Consider the following 15,253-nt stretch of genomic DNA (forward strand, 5'->3'; position numbering starts at 1 on the left):
GCCGAAGTCGTCCACGAGGGCCAGGCCGTCTTCGAGGAGGCCGGCGCCAACCGCCGCGGTCATTCCGGATCCATCGTTGGTCACCGCACGGGAGCTTGGCGCCATGCCCCCAGGCTGGACGAGGAGCTCCCCCGCCGATCCGGTCGTGGGGCCCGGACTTCGAGGAGACGGTGAAGACGGTGCCCAGGAGGCGGGTGCAGGAGACGTGACCGCGGGTGAGCGGGCGAAGACTGCCGTACAGGGCCCGCCCATGGTGACGGCCGGCATCGACCTGGCCGGATACTCCGGAACGACCGGGGTCTGCCGCGTCACCTGGGCGGAGGAGCCGGTCATCGAGATCCTCGACGCCAGGAACGACGAAGACCTGCTGGCAGCCGTGCGGAGCGCCGACAAGACCGGCCTGGATTCGCCCATCGGCTGGCCGGTGGCCTTCACGGCCCTGCTCGCCGCCCACCAGGCCGGCACGAAGCTGCCCGAACGGTCCCGCTACGTGCCGCACTCCGACGGCCGCGACGGGCTGCACAGGTTCACCCATCGTCTGACCGACGACCTGGCGTGGAAGCGCACCGGAGCGGGGAAGCGGCGCCCGCTCTCGGTCGCCGCCGACAAGCTGGGCGTCGTCGCCATGCGCGCGGTGGATCTCCTGGAACGTCTGGCCGACGAGGGCCCCGCCCTTCCCCGGGACGGCTCCGGCTCGGTCGTAGAGGTCTACCCGGCGTTCGCGCTGATCCAGTGGGGGCTTGCGAGCAGGGACAGCTACAAGGGCTCCAAACCGGCCGCACTCTCCGCGAGGGCCAAGATCCTCGCCGGCCTCGCAGACGGTTTGGGCCTCGAGATCGACGCGCGCGTGCGCGACCGGTGCGTGCGCAGCGACCACGACCTGGACGCCCTGATATCGGCGGTCGTCGCACGGGCCGCCGCGTGCGGAATGACCCATCCGCCGGCCACTGATGAGGAGCACGCCATGGCCGCGGTCGAGGGCTGGACGCACCTCCCCCGGCGAGACCTTCCGCTCACCGCCGTGCGTACGGAGCAGCTTCCTGACCCTGAGCGGATCCCGGCCGGAGGAGGACCCGGTGCTCCGGAAGTTCCCGTTGACCTGACGGCCCGAAAGGGCGGAATATTATGGGGTAAACGGCAGATAAAGGCCACAGGCTTCTCGTGACCACCCACCCCAACATCGAGCACCACCCCGACCTCGCCGAGATGCGCACTCGGTTCGAGCGGGTGACCAGCACGCCCGCCGCCCAGGCGGTGGAGGCGCTGGCCCTGATCACCGGCCTGTACCTGGCGGCCTCCCCGTGGATCGCCGGGTTCAGCGGACTGACCCCGCTGGCCGTCAACAACCTGATCGCCGGCCTGGCCTTCTGTCTGTGCATGGGCGGCACGGGTTCCGCGTACGAGCGCACCCACGCGATGGCCTGGACGGCGGTCGTGCTCGGTGCCTGGACGATCGTCGCCCTGTGCCTCGGTCTCGCGATGGCGGGGTGACGCGCGCCACCCGTGACGATCGTCTCTCCCGCGGACGTCGCGAACGCTGGCACATTGGACGGCATGAATGCGAACAGCGCTGCCCCTGCCGCCCGCGCCCGGGAACTCGTCGGCACCGGAGGACCCAAAGAGGACTCCGCCTGGCTGGAGCACGTGCTCGGCTGGACCCTCGTGGTGGTCGTCGCCATGTTCGTGACCCAGATCGGCTGGCTGTAGCCGCCCCGCCCCGCCCGGCCCTTCCGCCCCCGCTCCGGCCCCTTCGCCCCCTGACCGGCCCGGGCCCGTCCGCGCGTAGCCCGCGGAGCCCGAGCCCGAGCCGCGCCGCCGACCCGGCGTGCCGTTCCGTGTCGGCCTCCGGAACCCGCCGACCGCCGCGCCGCGCCTGAACTCCGTACCCCCGTGCCTTCGTAGCCGTGCTTCCCCGCGTGCGTGCCTCCGTGCCTCCCTACCTCGGTACCTCCCTATCTCGGTACCTCGGTACCTCCGCACCGCCCCAGCCGACCGCGACCGCGCGTCGGGCCCGTCGGCATGCCCGGGGCCGGGGCTCCCATTTGACGCCTGGAGATCAAGTCTGCACTATTCCACTAACCAGTTAGTGGAATGAGGTGGAGGGCATGGAGTTCCGCGTCGACCGGCGCAGCGGCGTCGCCACCTATCTACAGCTCGTCAACCAGGTCAAACAGGCGCTGCGACTCGGTGTCCTGGAACCCGGCGATCAGCTGCCCACGGCCCGGGAAGTCGTCGCGGCCACCGCGATCAACCCCAACACCGTGCTCAAGGCCTACCGGGAGCTGGAGCGCGAAGGCCTCGTCGAACCCCGTCCCGGGGCCGGCACCTTCGTACGCCGCTCCCTGTCCCGGCCCGAGGCCGCCGCCGACTCGCCCCTGGGCCTCGACCTCGCGGCCTGGGTGGCCCGGGCCCGCGCGGCGGGACTGGAGCGCGAGGACGTCAGCGCGCTCATCGCCGCCGTCGTGGACGCCGGCTTCACCGGACCCGGACCGCACCCGGGCCCCCCTGCGGAGAGGAAACCCACGTGAAGGACCCGACCGTCGCCGCGGCACTCCAAGCGGCCCGCCTGGGAAGGGAGTTCCGGGGGCGCTGGGCGCTGCGCGGCTGCGACGTCGACCTGCCCGCCGGCCGCGTCACCGCGCTCGTCGGCCCCAACGGCGCCGGCAAGAGCACCCTGCTCCAGCTCGCCGCCGGCCTGCTGCGCCCCACCACCGGGCGGATACGCGTCCACGGCCACGCCCCCGGCACCCGCGAGGCCCGGGAAGCCACCGCCTTCCTCGCCCAGGAGAAGCCGCTGCACCTCCGGTTCACGGTCGCCGACACCCTGCGCCTGGGCCGCAAACTGAACCGACGCTGGGACCAGGCCCTCGCCGAGAGCCTCGTCCGGGCCGGGAACATCCCGCTCACCGCGCGCGTCGGAAGCCTCTCGGGCGGGAACCGCACCCGCGTCGCCCTCGCCCTCGCCCTCGGGAAGCGCGCCGAACTTCTCCTGCTGGACGAGCCCCTGGCCGACCTCGACCCGGTCGCCCGCCACGAGATCACCGGCCTGCTCATGTACCAGGCCGCCGAACACGGCGTCGGCATCGTGATGTCCACCCACGTCCTGGCCGAGCTGGAGGACATCTGCGACCACGTCCTGCTCCTCAAGGACGGAGCCGTCCGCCTCTCCGGCGACACCGGGGAACTCCTCGACGCGCACACCCTCCTCACCGGCCGCGCCGACCCGATCGAGACCGACGGCCTGCCCCACGCCTTCGACCGCTCGACCGTCGTCCACGCCACCACCACCGGACGCCAGGTCACCGCACTCGTCCGCACCCCGCCCGGCTCCGGCGCCGCGACCGGCTCCCCGGGAGGCGCCGCGACCGGCGCCCCCGCCGACCCGCGCTGGATCGGCGAAACCCCCTCCCTGGAAGCACTCCTCCTCGCCCACCTGCGCGCCCCGCGCCCCGACCGTACGGAGGCAGCCGCATGACCGGCGCCCTCTGGCTGGCCTGGCGCCAGCAGCGACTCCAGATCGTCATCGGCGCGGTGCTGCTCCTTGCCGTCACCGCCTGGGTCGTGCACATGCGCTCCGAGATGATGACGCTGATCGACGCCTACGGCTTCGTCCCCTGCAAGGGCTGGAACGGCGACTGCGGCAACCTCGGCACCTACCTCATCCTCGACGGCAGCACCGGCTCCATCAGGGCCCTGGGCCTCCTCGGCTTCGCGCTCCCCGCCCTCATCGGCGTGTTCTGGGGCGCGCCCCTCCTCGGCCGCGAGATCGAGAGCGGGACCGCCAAGCTCGCCCTCACCCAGGGCATCGGCGCCCGCAGCTGGTTCGCCGCCCGCTTCGGCCTCGCCGCCCTGTGCACCGTGGCCGCGTCCACCGTCATCGCGGCCCTCGTCGCCTGGTGGTGGGCGCCCGTCTCCAACACCCTCTACGGCCTCTACTGGCACGACGTCGCCATCTACAACGCGACCGGCCCCGCCTCCGTGGCCTGCGCGCTGCTCGGCCTGACCACCGGCACCGCGGCGGGCCTGCTCGTACGGCGGGTCCTGCCCGCCATGGCGGTGACCGCCGTCGCGCTCGGCACCGTGTTCGTCTTCACCACGTACTTCCGGCGCGGCTGGGTCGCACCCGAGACCCGCGTCACCCCCGGCACGACCCCCAAGGAACTGATCGGCAGCGCCTGGTCCAAGGGGTACGGATACCTCACGCCCGACGGCCGCGAGCACTCCATCGCCGACTTCTGCCAAACCTCCGGCGCCCCGCTCAAGAAGTGCATGGCCGAACACGGCTTCGTCGCCCGCTACCACAAGGTCTATCCCAGCAGCGACTTCTGGGTCTTCCAGTGGATCGAGACGGTTCTCTACCTCGGCGCGGTCGCCGCCCTGATCGCACTGATCCTGTTCGTCCTGCGCCGCCCCGCGGGGAACACCGCTGCGGCCCGCCCCACCGACAGCGGCACCACGGCCGCCACCGCCGCGACCGCCGGAGTCTGACCGACCACCGCACACCACCCACCCGGGGGAACCCCTCATGGCAACGAAGAAGAACCTCCAGGCCGACCGCACCAGCGTCGCCCACAAGGTCCGCTACGCGCTGAGCAACCCGACCCGCATCGCCCCGTACGTGAAGCGCGCCGCCCGCGACACCTGGCTGCGCCACAAGCACCCCGACCACGTCGGCTACTACCGCGCGGTGATGGCCTCCGACACCGGACGCAACCCCGAGGCCGCCGTCGGCAGCCAGACCCACGACCGGTGGCTGGCGCTGGGCAAGATGCAGTTCGACTACCTGATGGAGCACGGCCTCACGCCCGGCCACCGCATGCTCGACATAGGCTGCGGCAACCTGCGGGCCGGCTGGCGCTTCATCGAACACCTGGACCCCGGCCACTACTACGGCATCGACATCTCGCCCGACATCCTCATCGCGGCGAAGCAGACCCTCACCACGCGGGGCCTGCAGGACAAGCTGCCGCACCTGACCATCACCCAGGACCTCACCCTGGACTTCCTCCCCGACCACCACTTCGACGTGGTCCACGCGCACAGCGTCTTCTCCCACTCGCCGGTCGAGATCATCGACGAGTGCCTGGCGCACGTGGGGCGTGTCCTGGCTCCGGGAGGCTGGTTCGACTTCACCTTCGACCGCACCGAGGGCACCGAACACCAGGTACTGCGCGAGGACTTCTACTACCGCACCCGGACGCTGGTGGACCTCGCCGCCCGGCACGGACTGACCGCCCGCTTCATGGACGACTGGGAGCGGCTCGGGCACGGCCAGTCCAAGATCCGCGTCACCGCCCGCTGACGGAGCCGGGCAGCCGCCCTGCCGCTCCCCCCGGCGTCCCCCGCCAGTCGCGCGCCGCGACCGGGGCGATCACGGGTGCGCCTCCGCCCTCGGAAGGGGTGGGCGGGGCGGCCGTCAGGGGGCCGGCCCGCCAGTGCCGGTCCGGGACGCCCACCAGCCCGTACAGCCTCCGTACGGGCGACCGCGCGGGCAGCGGCACCGCTCCGGCCGCCGCGGCGAACACCGCGAGGCCGAGCCGCCACCCCAACAGCCGTACGAGCGCACTCGCGCCCACCGCCCCGGCGAACGGCGGCCCGTACACCCCCCACCCCCGCGACCACCACGGCCACGGCCCGGGGCACCTTCAGGTCCGCGGCCGCCCGGCCGCCACCGCGAAGGTCGGGTCGCGCCGGTGCCGTACGCCCGCAGGGGCGCCGCCCGCACCGGGATCACGAGGCCTCCAGCCGCAGCCCGTCGGTGACGATCACGTCGGAGGTGACCAGTGCCTGCTCGGCACTGACCCGGGTCATGAAGACGAACGGGGGGATGACCGGGGGAGCGGGCAGCCCCTCGGGGCTGAAGGTGACGCACAGCAGGCCCTCGATGCAGCCGCTGAACCGGCTGAGGTAGAGGGTGACGTCGCCCCGCAGCTCCAGGGAGGCGGCCGAAAGCCCGTACTCCTCCCGCCCGTCCCGCGTGCGCAGCCGGTAGTCGCGCAGCGAGGCCGCACGCATCCTCAGCACCAGCACCTTCAGCGGCCCGTCCGCCGTCGGCACCTGGGTGACGCCCGCCAGCGCGAAGCCCTCGGGGGCGAAGAGCGAGGCGGTGACCGTCGGCGGGGTCCGCGCGGCCATCGGGGGCCCGGCGGCCGGCGCGGCCCTCGCCTGCGGGGTGCCCGCCACCAGGGCGGTGAGCAGCACCACCGGCAGCGCGGCGGCCAGCGTCCGCGGACCGCTGCCCTCCGGGCTCGGCACGTACGGCCTTGTGCCCGCACCCGCTTCCCCGCCCGCTTCCCCGCCCGCCTCTCCGGCGTCCTCCGGGCCGGGCAGCGGGGTCCAGCCGAAGGCCAGGGCGCTGCCCGCGATCCCGAGGAGCATCCCGACCAGGAAGCCGCCCAGGTTGGTCGCGACGAACGACAGCACCGACAGCAGCAGGGCGTGCAGGGAGACGTAGACCCGGGCCTGCGGCAGGAACCACAGGAACAGCCCGGCCAGGACCAGCGCCACGCCGATCCCGATCGCCGCGATCCCGCCCGGGCCCAGACTGACCAGCACCGTCAGCGGGGAGAGCGGTACCAGCAGCAGCTCGATCCCGCCCAGCAGTACCAGCAGGCCGCCCCAGAACGGCCGGGTCCGGCGCCAGGCGCGCAGCCGTAGCCGCTGTTCCGGGAACGGCAGCCGCCGGGCCGGCCGCCCGCCGCGGGGGCCGCGCGCGGCGCGTACGCCGAGAAGCACCGCGCGTACGCCTTGAGGCACCGCGCGTACGCCTAGAAGCACTGTTTGCCGTCCAGGCTGACGCCCAGCTTCATGCCCTTGAGCTTGAAGTTGCCGCCGGTCGCGGACCAGGCGTGCGACCTCACGCCCAGCACCTCTATGTTCCCGGCCTGGAGGCCGAACTTGCCCGGCTCGCCCCGGATCCCGTCGACCTGGTCAAGGGTCGAGGCGTCCCGGCCGATCTGGGCCGTGCCGAAGGTGGCGTCGCCGTCGAGGTCCTCGCCGTCGATCACCAGGTTGCTGGCCGTGACCTCCCCGGCAGGACCGCCGGCCGTCAGCTTGAAGACCACCGTCCCGAGCGGGGTGCCCACCCGGGCGGACTGGCAGATGTCGCTGAGCGTGGCCTCGCCGATGCCCAGCAGCGCGACCGGATGCCCCTTGCCGTCGACGGAACGGTCCGTGTGCACGTAAGAGGCGAGGCCCTTGCTGCTCAGTTTGGAGGAGGAGACCTGGAAACTGGTCCCCGATACGGCGAAGGAGGCGGCGAGCGCCCCTTGCGCCATGACCATCGCCAGCGCCCCGACCGCGACGACCGCGGGCATCGCGACGGCGGCCGTCTTCTTCCAGTTGACCCGGCCCTCGGAGGGCCGTTGCGTGCTCTTGCCGGTACCCATGATGTTCCTCCCGTACGTCGTCAGGTGCGCAGGGAAGTGCGGAGCGAGCTCGGCACACAGGTCTGCCATACTTCGGGCATCCTGTGGCGGTTCGAGGCTAGGGCTGAATTTGAATAATAGTCAACAGCGCGGAACGACCGAACGTTCGCAGGTTCGCAGGGCCGAACTCATAGCAACCGGACGCAAGTTGTTCGCGGACACCTCGTACGACGCGCTCTCCATGGACGACATCGCCAAGCACGCGGGAGTCGCCAAGGGGTTGATCTACTACTACTTCAAGAGCAAGCGCGGCTACTACCTCGCCATCGTCGAGGACTCGGTCGCCGAGCTCGTCGCCCGCGCCGGCGGCGAGACCGACCTCCCCAACGCGGAACGGGTCCGCCGGACCATCGACGGCTACCTGCACTACGCCGAGCACCACCACGCCGCCTACCGCACGATCGTCACCGGCGGGGTCGGCTCCGACGCCGAGGTCCTCGCGATCCGCGACGCGGTCCGCGAGGAGCTGGTCGCGACCATCGCCGAGGGCGCTTACGGGCGCCGGACGCTCCCCCCGATCGCCCGGCTCGCCCTCGTGGGCTGGCTCTCGGGGGTCGAGGGGATCACCCTGGAATGGATCGGCGGCCTCGGCGGCCTCGCCGGCCCGGGTGCGTCGGGCGGCCCCGGAGCGTCGGGCCCCGACGCCGAGCCGGCGGCGCCGGACCAGCCGGGCCGCGCCGAACTGGGCGCCCTCCTCGTCCGCCAGCTGCGCGCCACCCTCACGGTGATCGAGGAGTTCGTCCCGGAGTGCCCCGCTCCGCCCGTTCCCGACGACCCGGCCGCCCACCGAGTCGATCTTGCACCGGTGACGGGAAGCCCCTGATCGGGCATACTCAACCCGCCGCAGCCTCTGAACAGCCCCTTCCGCGATCCGGGAGGGGCAGCATCGGCTGTAGAGAACCGAGACCCGGCGTCGCGTCACACACCTCACGCGTCGCCGCCGTGCCCGACGAGGGAGGAGAGCGCCGCCATGACCGACCGCGCCCCGCAGCCGGTGGACCGTCAGCTGCCCACCGAGGAGTCCCGGGACCTCCTCGCGCTCGTACGCGAGATCGCCCAGCGTGAGATCCGCCCCCGGGCCGCCGAGGAGGAGGACTCCGGGCGGTTCCCGCGCGAGGTCTTCACCCTCCTCTCCGAGGCGGGCCTGCTCGGCCTCCCGTACGCCGGAGAGTTCGGCGGCGGCGAGCAGCCGTACGAGGTCTACCTCCAGGTCCTGGAGGAGCTGGCCGCGGCCCGCCTGACCGTCGGCCTCGGCGTCAGCGTGCACTCCCTGGCCTGCCACGGCCTCGCCGGCTACGGCACCAAGGAGCAGCAGGCCGCCCACCTCCCCTCCATGCTCGGCGGCGGTCTGCTCGGCGCCTACTGCCTCTCCGAGCCGGCCGCCGGCTCGGACGCCGCCTCGCTGTCCACCAAGGCCGTGCGCGACGGTGACGACTGGATCATCACCGGCACCAAGGCCTGGATCACCCACGGCGGCGTCGCCGACTTCTACACCGTCCTCGCCCGCACCGGCGCCCCGGGCCCCAAGGGCATCACGGCCTTCCTGGTCCCCGGGGACGCACAGGGCCTCACCGCGGCCGTGCCCGAGAAGAAGATGGGCATGAAGGGCTCGCCCACCGCCCAGCTGCACTTCGACGGCGTACGGGTGCCGGACGCGCGCCGCATCGGCGACGAGGGGCAGGGCTTCACCATCGCCCTGGCCGCGCTGGACGCGGGCCGCCTGGGCATCGCGGCCTGCGCCATCGGCGTCGCCCAGGCGTCGCTGGACGAGGCCCTGGCCTACGCCCTGGACCGCAAGCAGTTCGGGCACCCCATCGCGGACTTCCAGGGGCTGCGCTTCATGCTGGCCGACATGGCCACCAAGATCGAGGCGGGCCGTGCGCTGTACCTCGCGGCGGCGCGGCTGCGCGACGCGGGCAAGCCGTTCTCCCGCCAGGCGGCGATGGCCAAGCTGTTCTGCACCGACGCGGCCATGTCCGTCACCACGGACGCCGTGCAGGTGCTCGGCGGCTACGGCTACACGGCGGACTTCCCGGTGGAGCGGCTGATGCGCGAGGCGAAGGTGCTCCAGATCGTGGAGGGCACCAACCAGATCCAGCGCATGGTCATCGCCCGCCACCTGGCGGGCCCGGAGACCCGCTAGGAGCCGGGGGCCGGGGCGGCGGGCTCAGCGGTACGGGCTCAGCGGTACGGGATCACTCCGCCGGGGTGCGGCCTCGGCCCGTCAGCCCCCGAAGAGGGGTCCGCTGGGCCAGATCGGCGACGAGGCGATCCGTGCCCACTCGGCGTCCCGCCGACCGGGCATGGTCCGGCCCTCGGCGGCCCAGCGGGCGATCATGGCGCTGTAGATGGGCGGATCGGGATGCCGCTGCCGGAACCCCTGCTGAACCGATTCTTCGTAACCGGGCGGTGTCATCCGCCGACGACGTCCCGTCCTTGGCGTGGCTGTCTCAACCGTGGTCATGCCCGGGCAACGCGGCACGCGAGCCCCGGGTAATCGCCACCGCCCCCCGCCACACCGTGCCGAACCGCCACTCCGTGCCAGAAGTCTGGCCCCCCGCACGGTTTCTGACGTACCGTCATGTCCGCCCGAGACGACGTCGCCGCCACCGTGTCCAGGAGGTCCGCCATGCCCGCCGACCGGCCCATCGCCCTCGACGAGTACCCCATCCACCAGGCCCCCCTGTCGATGAAGCACCTCGTCAGCGGCGACCGGAACGCCTACGACCGGTGCATCTTCCACGTCTTCGACCACGCCGGCCGCGCCGTCCTCATCCTCGGTCTCGGCGTCTACCCCAACGCCGGTGTCATCGACGCCTACGCCACCCTGCGCATCGGCGACGAACTCCTCGCCGTCCGGGCCTCCGACGCGCTCACCGACGACCGGATGAACCTCTCCGTCGGCCCGCTGTCCATCACCGTCGACGTACCGCTCAAGCAGCTCACCCTCCGCTGCGCCGCAGATCCGGACGACCCCCGGGGACTCTCGTACGACGTCACCTGGACCGCCGAGTTCCCTGCGGTGTGGGAGCCCCACCACGTCCAGCGGCGCGGCGACCGCCTCATGCTCGAAGGCCGCCGCTTCGTCCAGGCCGGCGGCGTCACCGGCACCATTCGCGCCGACGGGGAAGAGTTCGTCCTCACGCCGGGGGAGTGGACCGGTACCCGTGACCGCAGTTGGGGCGTACGGCCGATCCCCGGCGAGGACGGCGGCCGGGCGGCCGAGGAGCACCGCCCCGAAGGCTTCCACTGGCTCTGGATACCGGTCCGCTTCGAGGACCAGTTCCTCATGGTCGTCGCGCAGGAGGACGCCGACGGCCACCGCACCCTCAACGAGGCCGTACAGGTCTTCCCCGGAGGCAGCGACCGTCACGACGTCCAACTCGGCTGGCCGCACACGGAGATCCGCTACCGCCCCGGCACCCGGCACCCCCTGAGCGCGGTCGTCCACCTCGCCGACCCCGCCCGCAAGCCCCTCGAACTCGGCGTGGAGATCCTGAACTCCTCCCCGCTCGCCGTCGGCGCAGGCTACCCGCCCGCCGCCGACTGGCAGCACGGCACCTGGCAGGGCCGGGGCTGGACCGACCGCCGCCGCTACGACCTCTCCGACCCCGCCGCCCATCCCACGGCCGCGTTCGGGGTCACCGACCATTCGGCCCGCTTCACCCTCGACGGCCAGGTGGGACACGGCATCTTCGAGCACGGCAGCTTCGGCCGCCACGACCCGAGCGGCTTCGCCGACTACTCGTCCGTAGCCCCGTAGCCGAACAGGAAGGAAGGGGTATCCATGGCCACCGCACCACGTCCGCGTACCTCCACCCGGGAGCCCGAGGAGCTCGGGCGGCGCCTCGCCGCCTGGCTGGACACCAGGCTCCCGGGGGCGCGGGTCACCAACCCGTCCGTGCCCGGGTCGAACGGCATGTCCAGCGAGACCCTGCTCTTCGACATAGAGCACCCGGACACCCCGCTCCGCGCCTGCGCGCTGCGGCTCGCCGCCGACCCGGCCGCCTACACCGTCTTCCCCGCGTACGACATGCCGCGCCAGCACCGCGTGATGAGCCTGGTCGCCGAGCACACCGACCTGCCCGTCCCCCGCGTGCAGTGGCTGGAGGAGGATCCCGGGCCGCTCGGGGCGCCGTTCTTCGTCATGGCCCGCGCCGAGGGCCGCGTCCCACCCGACGTCATGCCCTACACGTACGAGGGGAACTGGCTGCACGCCGCCACCGACGCCGAGCGCGCCGCACTCCAGGAGGCGAGCGTCGCGCTGCTGGCGCGCCTGCACGACCAGTTCCCGGCCGGAGAGGCCGCGTTCCTCCTCCCCGAGGGGGAGGGAACCCCGTTGCGGCGGCACGTGGAGGCCCAACGCGCCTACTACGCCTGGGTGGTGGGCGGACTGGCCCCGTCCCCGCTCATCGAGCGGGCGTTCGCGCGCCTGGAGGAGCTGTGGCCCGCGGACGAGGGTCCGGCCGTCCTCAACTGGGGTGACGCGCGCATCGGGAACGTCGTCTACGACGGCTTCACCCCGGTGGCCGTCCTGGACTGGGAGATGGCGGCGTACGCCCCGCGCGAGGTCGACCTCGGCTGGACGGTGTACCTCCACCGCTTCTTCCAGGACCTCACGGTCGGCTTCGGGCAGCCCGGCCTGCCCGACTTCCTGCGCCGCGAGGACATCGAGCGGCGGTACGCCGAGCTCACCGGGCACACTCCCCGGGACATGGAGTTCCACACCCTCTACGCGGCCTTGCGGCACGGCATCGTGATGCTGCGCATCGCCTACCGGCAGGCGCACTTCGGCGAGGTCGAGATCCCGGCCGACCCCGACGGCCTGATCCTCCACCACGCCAGCCTGGACGCCATGGTCCGGGGTGCGTACTGGTAGGTCCGGGGGGCCCGCAGCCGCCGCCCCGCGTCCGGCTCCGGAGTCAGGCGGCCTGCGCGTGCTGCTGGCGGGTCTGGGGCGGTACGGGGCTCACCACCCGGACCGGACGCGAGCCCGGGCCGCCGGCGTGGGAGAACGGCTGGGTCCGCCAGTCCAGCCCCTGCGGGAGGGTGAGGTGCACGATCGGCTCCAGCTCCGGCGCGTCGTCCGGACGCGGTACACCCACGGTCGGCAGCGCGTCGGAAGCCGGCCGCCCGGTGCCCGCGCACACCGTGAGCCCGAACGGGTTCCACGGGGTCAGACAGAGGGCGTGCTGCGGCAGGTGCTCCTCGTCGGCGAAGAGGGCGATCGACTGTCCGCAGTCGGGGCAGGTCGCGTGGTGGATGTCGAAGCCCTCGCCGTCCTCGGCGTATTGCGGGTACGGGTCGTCCCCGGAATCGAGAAGCTCCAGTGGCTCCGGTGCGGTGCGACCGGCGCGCTTGGTGTTCTGCATGGATGTACTCCCCCTTGGGTGGGCCGGGCGGGCAGGTTCTACGGCCACGGCCACAGCAAGCACTTCCCGTCGCGGAGCACGAGTAACCACATCTGTCGGCGCTACGCTCCCTTCGGCTTGTGGCCTTGGTCACATGCCCGCCGCAGATGCCTCCAGTGGGCGGACGGCACTGTGCCCGGAGCACCCTTGGGCCTTAAGTTGAGCGGCTATGAGCGCAATGGAGGAGCTGGACCGCCAGATCGTTGATCTGCTCGTGCGGGACGGGCGGATGAGCTATACGGATCTGGGCAAGGCCACCGGACTGTCCACGTCGGCCGTCCACCAGCGAGTACGTCGACTGGAGCAGCGCGGGGTGATCCGCGGCTACGCCGCCGTCGTCGACCCCGAGGCCGTCGGCCTGCCCCTGACGGCCTTCATCTCGGTCAAACCGTTCGACCCCAGTGCCCCGGACGACATCGCCGACCGGCTGGCCGGGGTCCCCGAGATCGAGGCCTGCCACAGCGTGGCGGGCGACGAGAACTACATCCTCAAGGTCCGGGTGGCGACCCCCCTGGAGCTGGAGGACCTGCTGGGCCGTCTGCGCGCCCTCGCGCACGTCTCGACCCGCACGACGGTGGTCCTCTCCACCCCGTACGAGGCCCGCCCGCCCCGCGTCTAGCCCGCCCGCGTCCCGCCCGCCCGGCGCTCCGCCCCGCGCGCCTCCCGGTACCCCCGGGGCCGCCTGGGGACCCGGCGGTCCGGCCGGCGCCGGGGGCGCGGGAGACTGGTCCCCATGACTGACCGCACCGCCCACTCCGCCGACGCCGCCGATGCCGCCGCCGGAGCACCGACAAGGACCGTCCTCCTGCGCGGGGGCGAGGTACACAGCCCCGCCGACCCGTTCGCCACCGCGATGGTGGTCGAGCGCGGCCACATCGCCTGGGTCGGCTCCGAGGGCGCGGCCGACGCCTTCGCGCAGGGCGTGGACGAGGTCGTCGACCTCGGCGGGGCGCTCGTCACGCCCGCCTTCACCGACGCCCACGTCCACACCACCTCCGTCGGCCTGGCCCTGACCGGGCTGGACCTGACCGCGGCGCGCTCGCTGCCCGCCGCGCTGGAGCTCGTACGGGCGTACGCCGCGAGCCGCCCCGCCGACCGGGTGCTCCTCGGGCACGGCTGGGACGCGGCCCGCTGGCCCGAGCGGCGGCCGCCCCGGCGCGCCGAGCTCGACGAGGCCGTCGGCGGCCGCCCGCTGTACCTGAGCCGCGTCGACGTGCACTCCGCCGTGGTCACCACGGCCCTGCTCGACCTCGTGCCCGGCGTCGCCGCCCGCGGGGACGAGCCGCTGACCCGGGACGCCCACCACGCCGTCCGCGCGGCGGCCCTGGGCGCCGTCACCCCCGCCCAGCGCGCGGAGGCGCAGCGGGCCGCCCTGGACCGCGCGGCCTCGCTCGGGATCGGCTCCGTGCACGAGTGCGGCGGCCCCGACATCTCCTCCGCCGAGGACTTCACCGAACTGCTGGCCCTGGCCGCCGGGCGTCCGGGGCCCCGGGTCTTCGGCTACTGGGCCGACCGGGACCTCGGCCGGGCGAAGGAGCTCGGGGCCGTCGGAGCCGCCGGGGACCTCTTCGTGGACGGCGCCCTCGGGTCGCACACCGCGTGCCTGCACGCCCCGTACGCCGACGCCTCCCACACCGGTACCGGCTACCTGGACGCGCGCGCCGTCGCCGAGCACGTGGCCGCGTGCACCGAGGCGGGTCTCCAGGCCGGTTTCCACGCCATCGGCGACGCCGCGCTCACCGCCGTCGTCGAGGGCGTGCGGGCGGCCGCCGAGAAGGTCGGACCGGCCCGCGTGCGGGCCGCCAGGCACCGCGTCGAGCACGCCGAGATGATGACGCCCGCCACCATCGCCGCCTTCGCGGAGTTCGGCCTCACGGCCTCCGTGCAGCCCGCCTTCGACGCGGCCTGGGGCGGCGCGGACGGCATGTACGCCGACCGGCTGGGGGCCGAGCGCGCCCGCACCCTCAACCCGTACGCGGCCATGCTCAAGGCAGGCGTCCCGCTGGCCTTCGGTTCGGACGCGCCGGTGACCCCGCTCGACCCCTGGGGCACGGTCCGCGCGGCGGCCTTCCACCGGACGCCCGAGCACCGGATCTCCGTACGGGCGGCCTTCACCGCGCACACCCGGGGCGGCTGGCGGGCGCTGGGCCGCGACGGCGCCGGCGTCCTCGTCCCGGGGGCACCGGCCGACTACGCGGTCTGGGAGACCGCGGAACTGGTCGTCCAGGCCCCCGACGACCGGGTCGCCCGCTGGTCCACGGACCCGCGTTCCGGCACCCCCGGGCTGCCCGACCTGAGCCCCGGCGCCGAGTTGCCGGTGTGCCTGGCCACGGTCGTCGGCGGGCGGGAGGCATTCGTACGCCCACAGGGGTGATCCGGTCGGCCTCGGTTCGGTACGGGCGGCCCGACCCGGAT

17 protein-coding genes are annotated in these 15,253 nt (G+C 73.3%); 13 read left to right on the top strand and 4 right to left on the bottom strand.

The annotated features are described in order from the left end of the window. The first annotated feature begins 205 nt into the window (after positions 1-205). The 7 genes from OTB16_RS24640 (at position 206) to OTB16_RS24670 (ending at position 5,302) form a co-directional block, all read left to right on the top strand. On the top strand, positions 206-1,165 hold the full coding sequence (locus OTB16_RS24640; RefSeq protein WP_267722935.1) for a DUF429 domain-containing protein: 960 nt from the start codon (positions 206-208) through the stop codon (positions 1,163-1,165). After that, a complete protein-coding gene (locus OTB16_RS24645) occupies positions 1,162-1,491 on the top strand; it encodes an SPW repeat protein (RefSeq protein ID WP_420717790.1) in 330 nt (109 codons plus the stop codon). The genes OTB16_RS24640 and OTB16_RS24645 overlap by 4 nt, the downstream gene beginning before the upstream one ends. 63 nt (positions 1,492-1,554) lie before the next feature. Continuing rightward, on the top strand, positions 1,555-1,707 hold the full coding sequence (locus OTB16_RS24650) for an SCO1431 family membrane protein (protein WP_267722936.1): 153 nt from the start codon (positions 1,555-1,557) through the stop codon (positions 1,705-1,707). A 398-nt stretch (positions 1,708-2,105) separates the two neighbouring features. Next, positions 2,106-2,528, top strand: coding sequence for a GntR family transcriptional regulator (locus OTB16_RS24655; RefSeq protein ID WP_267722937.1), 423 nt, complete (start codon positions 2,106-2,108; stop codon positions 2,526-2,528). Further along, a complete protein-coding gene (locus OTB16_RS24660) occupies positions 2,525-3,475 on the top strand; it encodes an ABC transporter ATP-binding protein (protein ID WP_267722938.1) in 951 nt (316 codons plus the stop codon). The genes OTB16_RS24655 and OTB16_RS24660 overlap by 4 nt, the downstream gene beginning before the upstream one ends. After that, positions 3,472-4,488, top strand: a complete 1,017-nt coding sequence (locus OTB16_RS24665; RefSeq protein WP_267722939.1) for a transporter — start codon at positions 3,472-3,474, stop codon at positions 4,486-4,488. Before OTB16_RS24660 ends, OTB16_RS24665 begins: the two co-directional genes overlap by 4 nt. A gap of 37 nt (positions 4,489-4,525) precedes the next feature. Beyond that, positions 4,526-5,302 carry a class I SAM-dependent DNA methyltransferase gene (locus OTB16_RS24670; protein ID WP_267722940.1) on the top strand — a complete coding sequence of 259 codons (777 nt, stop codon included), beginning with the start codon at positions 4,526-4,528 and terminating at the stop codon, positions 5,300-5,302. Here OTB16_RS24670 and OTB16_RS24675 read toward each other — a convergent pair. The 3 genes from OTB16_RS24675 to OTB16_RS24685 form a co-directional block, all read right to left on the bottom strand. Next, a complete protein-coding gene (locus OTB16_RS24675) occupies positions 5,289-5,603 on the bottom strand; it encodes a hypothetical protein (protein WP_267722941.1) in 315 nt (104 codons plus the stop codon). The two genes, OTB16_RS24670 and OTB16_RS24675, sit on opposite strands and share 14 nt — an antisense overlap. 127 nt (positions 5,604-5,730) lie before the next feature. Then, entirely contained in the window at positions 5,731-6,735 is a 1,005-nt protein-coding gene (locus OTB16_RS24680) for a DUF6114 domain-containing protein (RefSeq protein ID WP_267722942.1), read from the bottom strand. 32 nt (positions 6,736-6,767) lie between these two features. Next, a complete protein-coding gene (locus OTB16_RS24685) occupies positions 6,768-7,316 on the bottom strand; it encodes a DUF6230 family protein (RefSeq protein WP_267723009.1) in 549 nt (182 codons plus the stop codon). A 181-nt stretch (positions 7,317-7,497) separates the two neighbouring features. Between OTB16_RS24685 and OTB16_RS24690 the strand changes: the two genes are divergently transcribed. From OTB16_RS24690 to OTB16_RS24705, 4 genes are all read left to right on the top strand, one after another. Beyond that, entirely contained in the window at positions 7,498-8,250 is a 753-nt protein-coding gene (locus OTB16_RS24690) for a TetR/AcrR family transcriptional regulator (RefSeq protein ID WP_267722943.1), read from the top strand. Between the two features lie 147 nt (positions 8,251-8,397). Further along, positions 8,398-9,570 carry an acyl-CoA dehydrogenase family protein gene (locus OTB16_RS24695; RefSeq protein ID WP_267722944.1) on the top strand — a complete coding sequence of 391 codons (1,173 nt, stop codon included), beginning with the start codon at positions 8,398-8,400 and terminating at the stop codon, positions 9,568-9,570. Positions 9,571-10,056: 486 nt separating this feature from the next. After that, complete coding sequence (locus OTB16_RS24700) at positions 10,057-11,190, top strand: Rv3169 family protein (protein WP_267723011.1); 1,134 nt, start codon at positions 10,057-10,059, stop codon at positions 11,188-11,190. A 24-nt stretch (positions 11,191-11,214) separates the two neighbouring features. Next, positions 11,215-12,306 carry a phosphotransferase family protein gene (locus tag OTB16_RS24705; RefSeq protein WP_267722945.1) on the top strand — a complete coding sequence of 364 codons (1,092 nt, stop codon included), beginning with the start codon at positions 11,215-11,217 and terminating at the stop codon, positions 12,304-12,306. Positions 12,307-12,349: 43 nt separating this feature from the next. Here OTB16_RS24705 and OTB16_RS24710 read toward each other — a convergent pair whose 3' ends face one another. Continuing rightward, positions 12,350-12,799 (bottom strand): hypothetical protein, encoded by a 450-nt coding sequence (locus OTB16_RS24710; RefSeq protein WP_267722946.1) that lies wholly within the window; start codon positions 12,797-12,799, stop codon positions 12,350-12,352. A 217-nt stretch (positions 12,800-13,016) separates the two neighbouring features. On the opposite strand from OTB16_RS24710, the gene OTB16_RS24715 reads away from it, so the two are divergent. Both OTB16_RS24715 and OTB16_RS24720 read left to right on the top strand, forming a co-directional pair. Further along, positions 13,017-13,457 carry an Lrp/AsnC family transcriptional regulator gene (locus OTB16_RS24715; RefSeq protein WP_030011705.1) on the top strand — a complete coding sequence of 147 codons (441 nt, stop codon included), beginning with the start codon at positions 13,017-13,019 and terminating at the stop codon, positions 13,455-13,457. Between the two features lie 114 nt (positions 13,458-13,571). After that, entirely contained in the window at positions 13,572-15,212 is a 1,641-nt protein-coding gene (locus OTB16_RS24720) for an amidohydrolase (protein WP_267722947.1), read from the top strand. Positions 15,213-15,253 lie beyond the last annotated feature (41 nt).

Source organism: Streptomyces antarcticus, assembly GCF_026627255.1.
In the GTDB taxonomy this organism is placed as follows: Bacteria; Actinomycetota; Actinomycetes; order Streptomycetales; family Streptomycetaceae; genus Streptomyces; species Streptomyces antarcticus.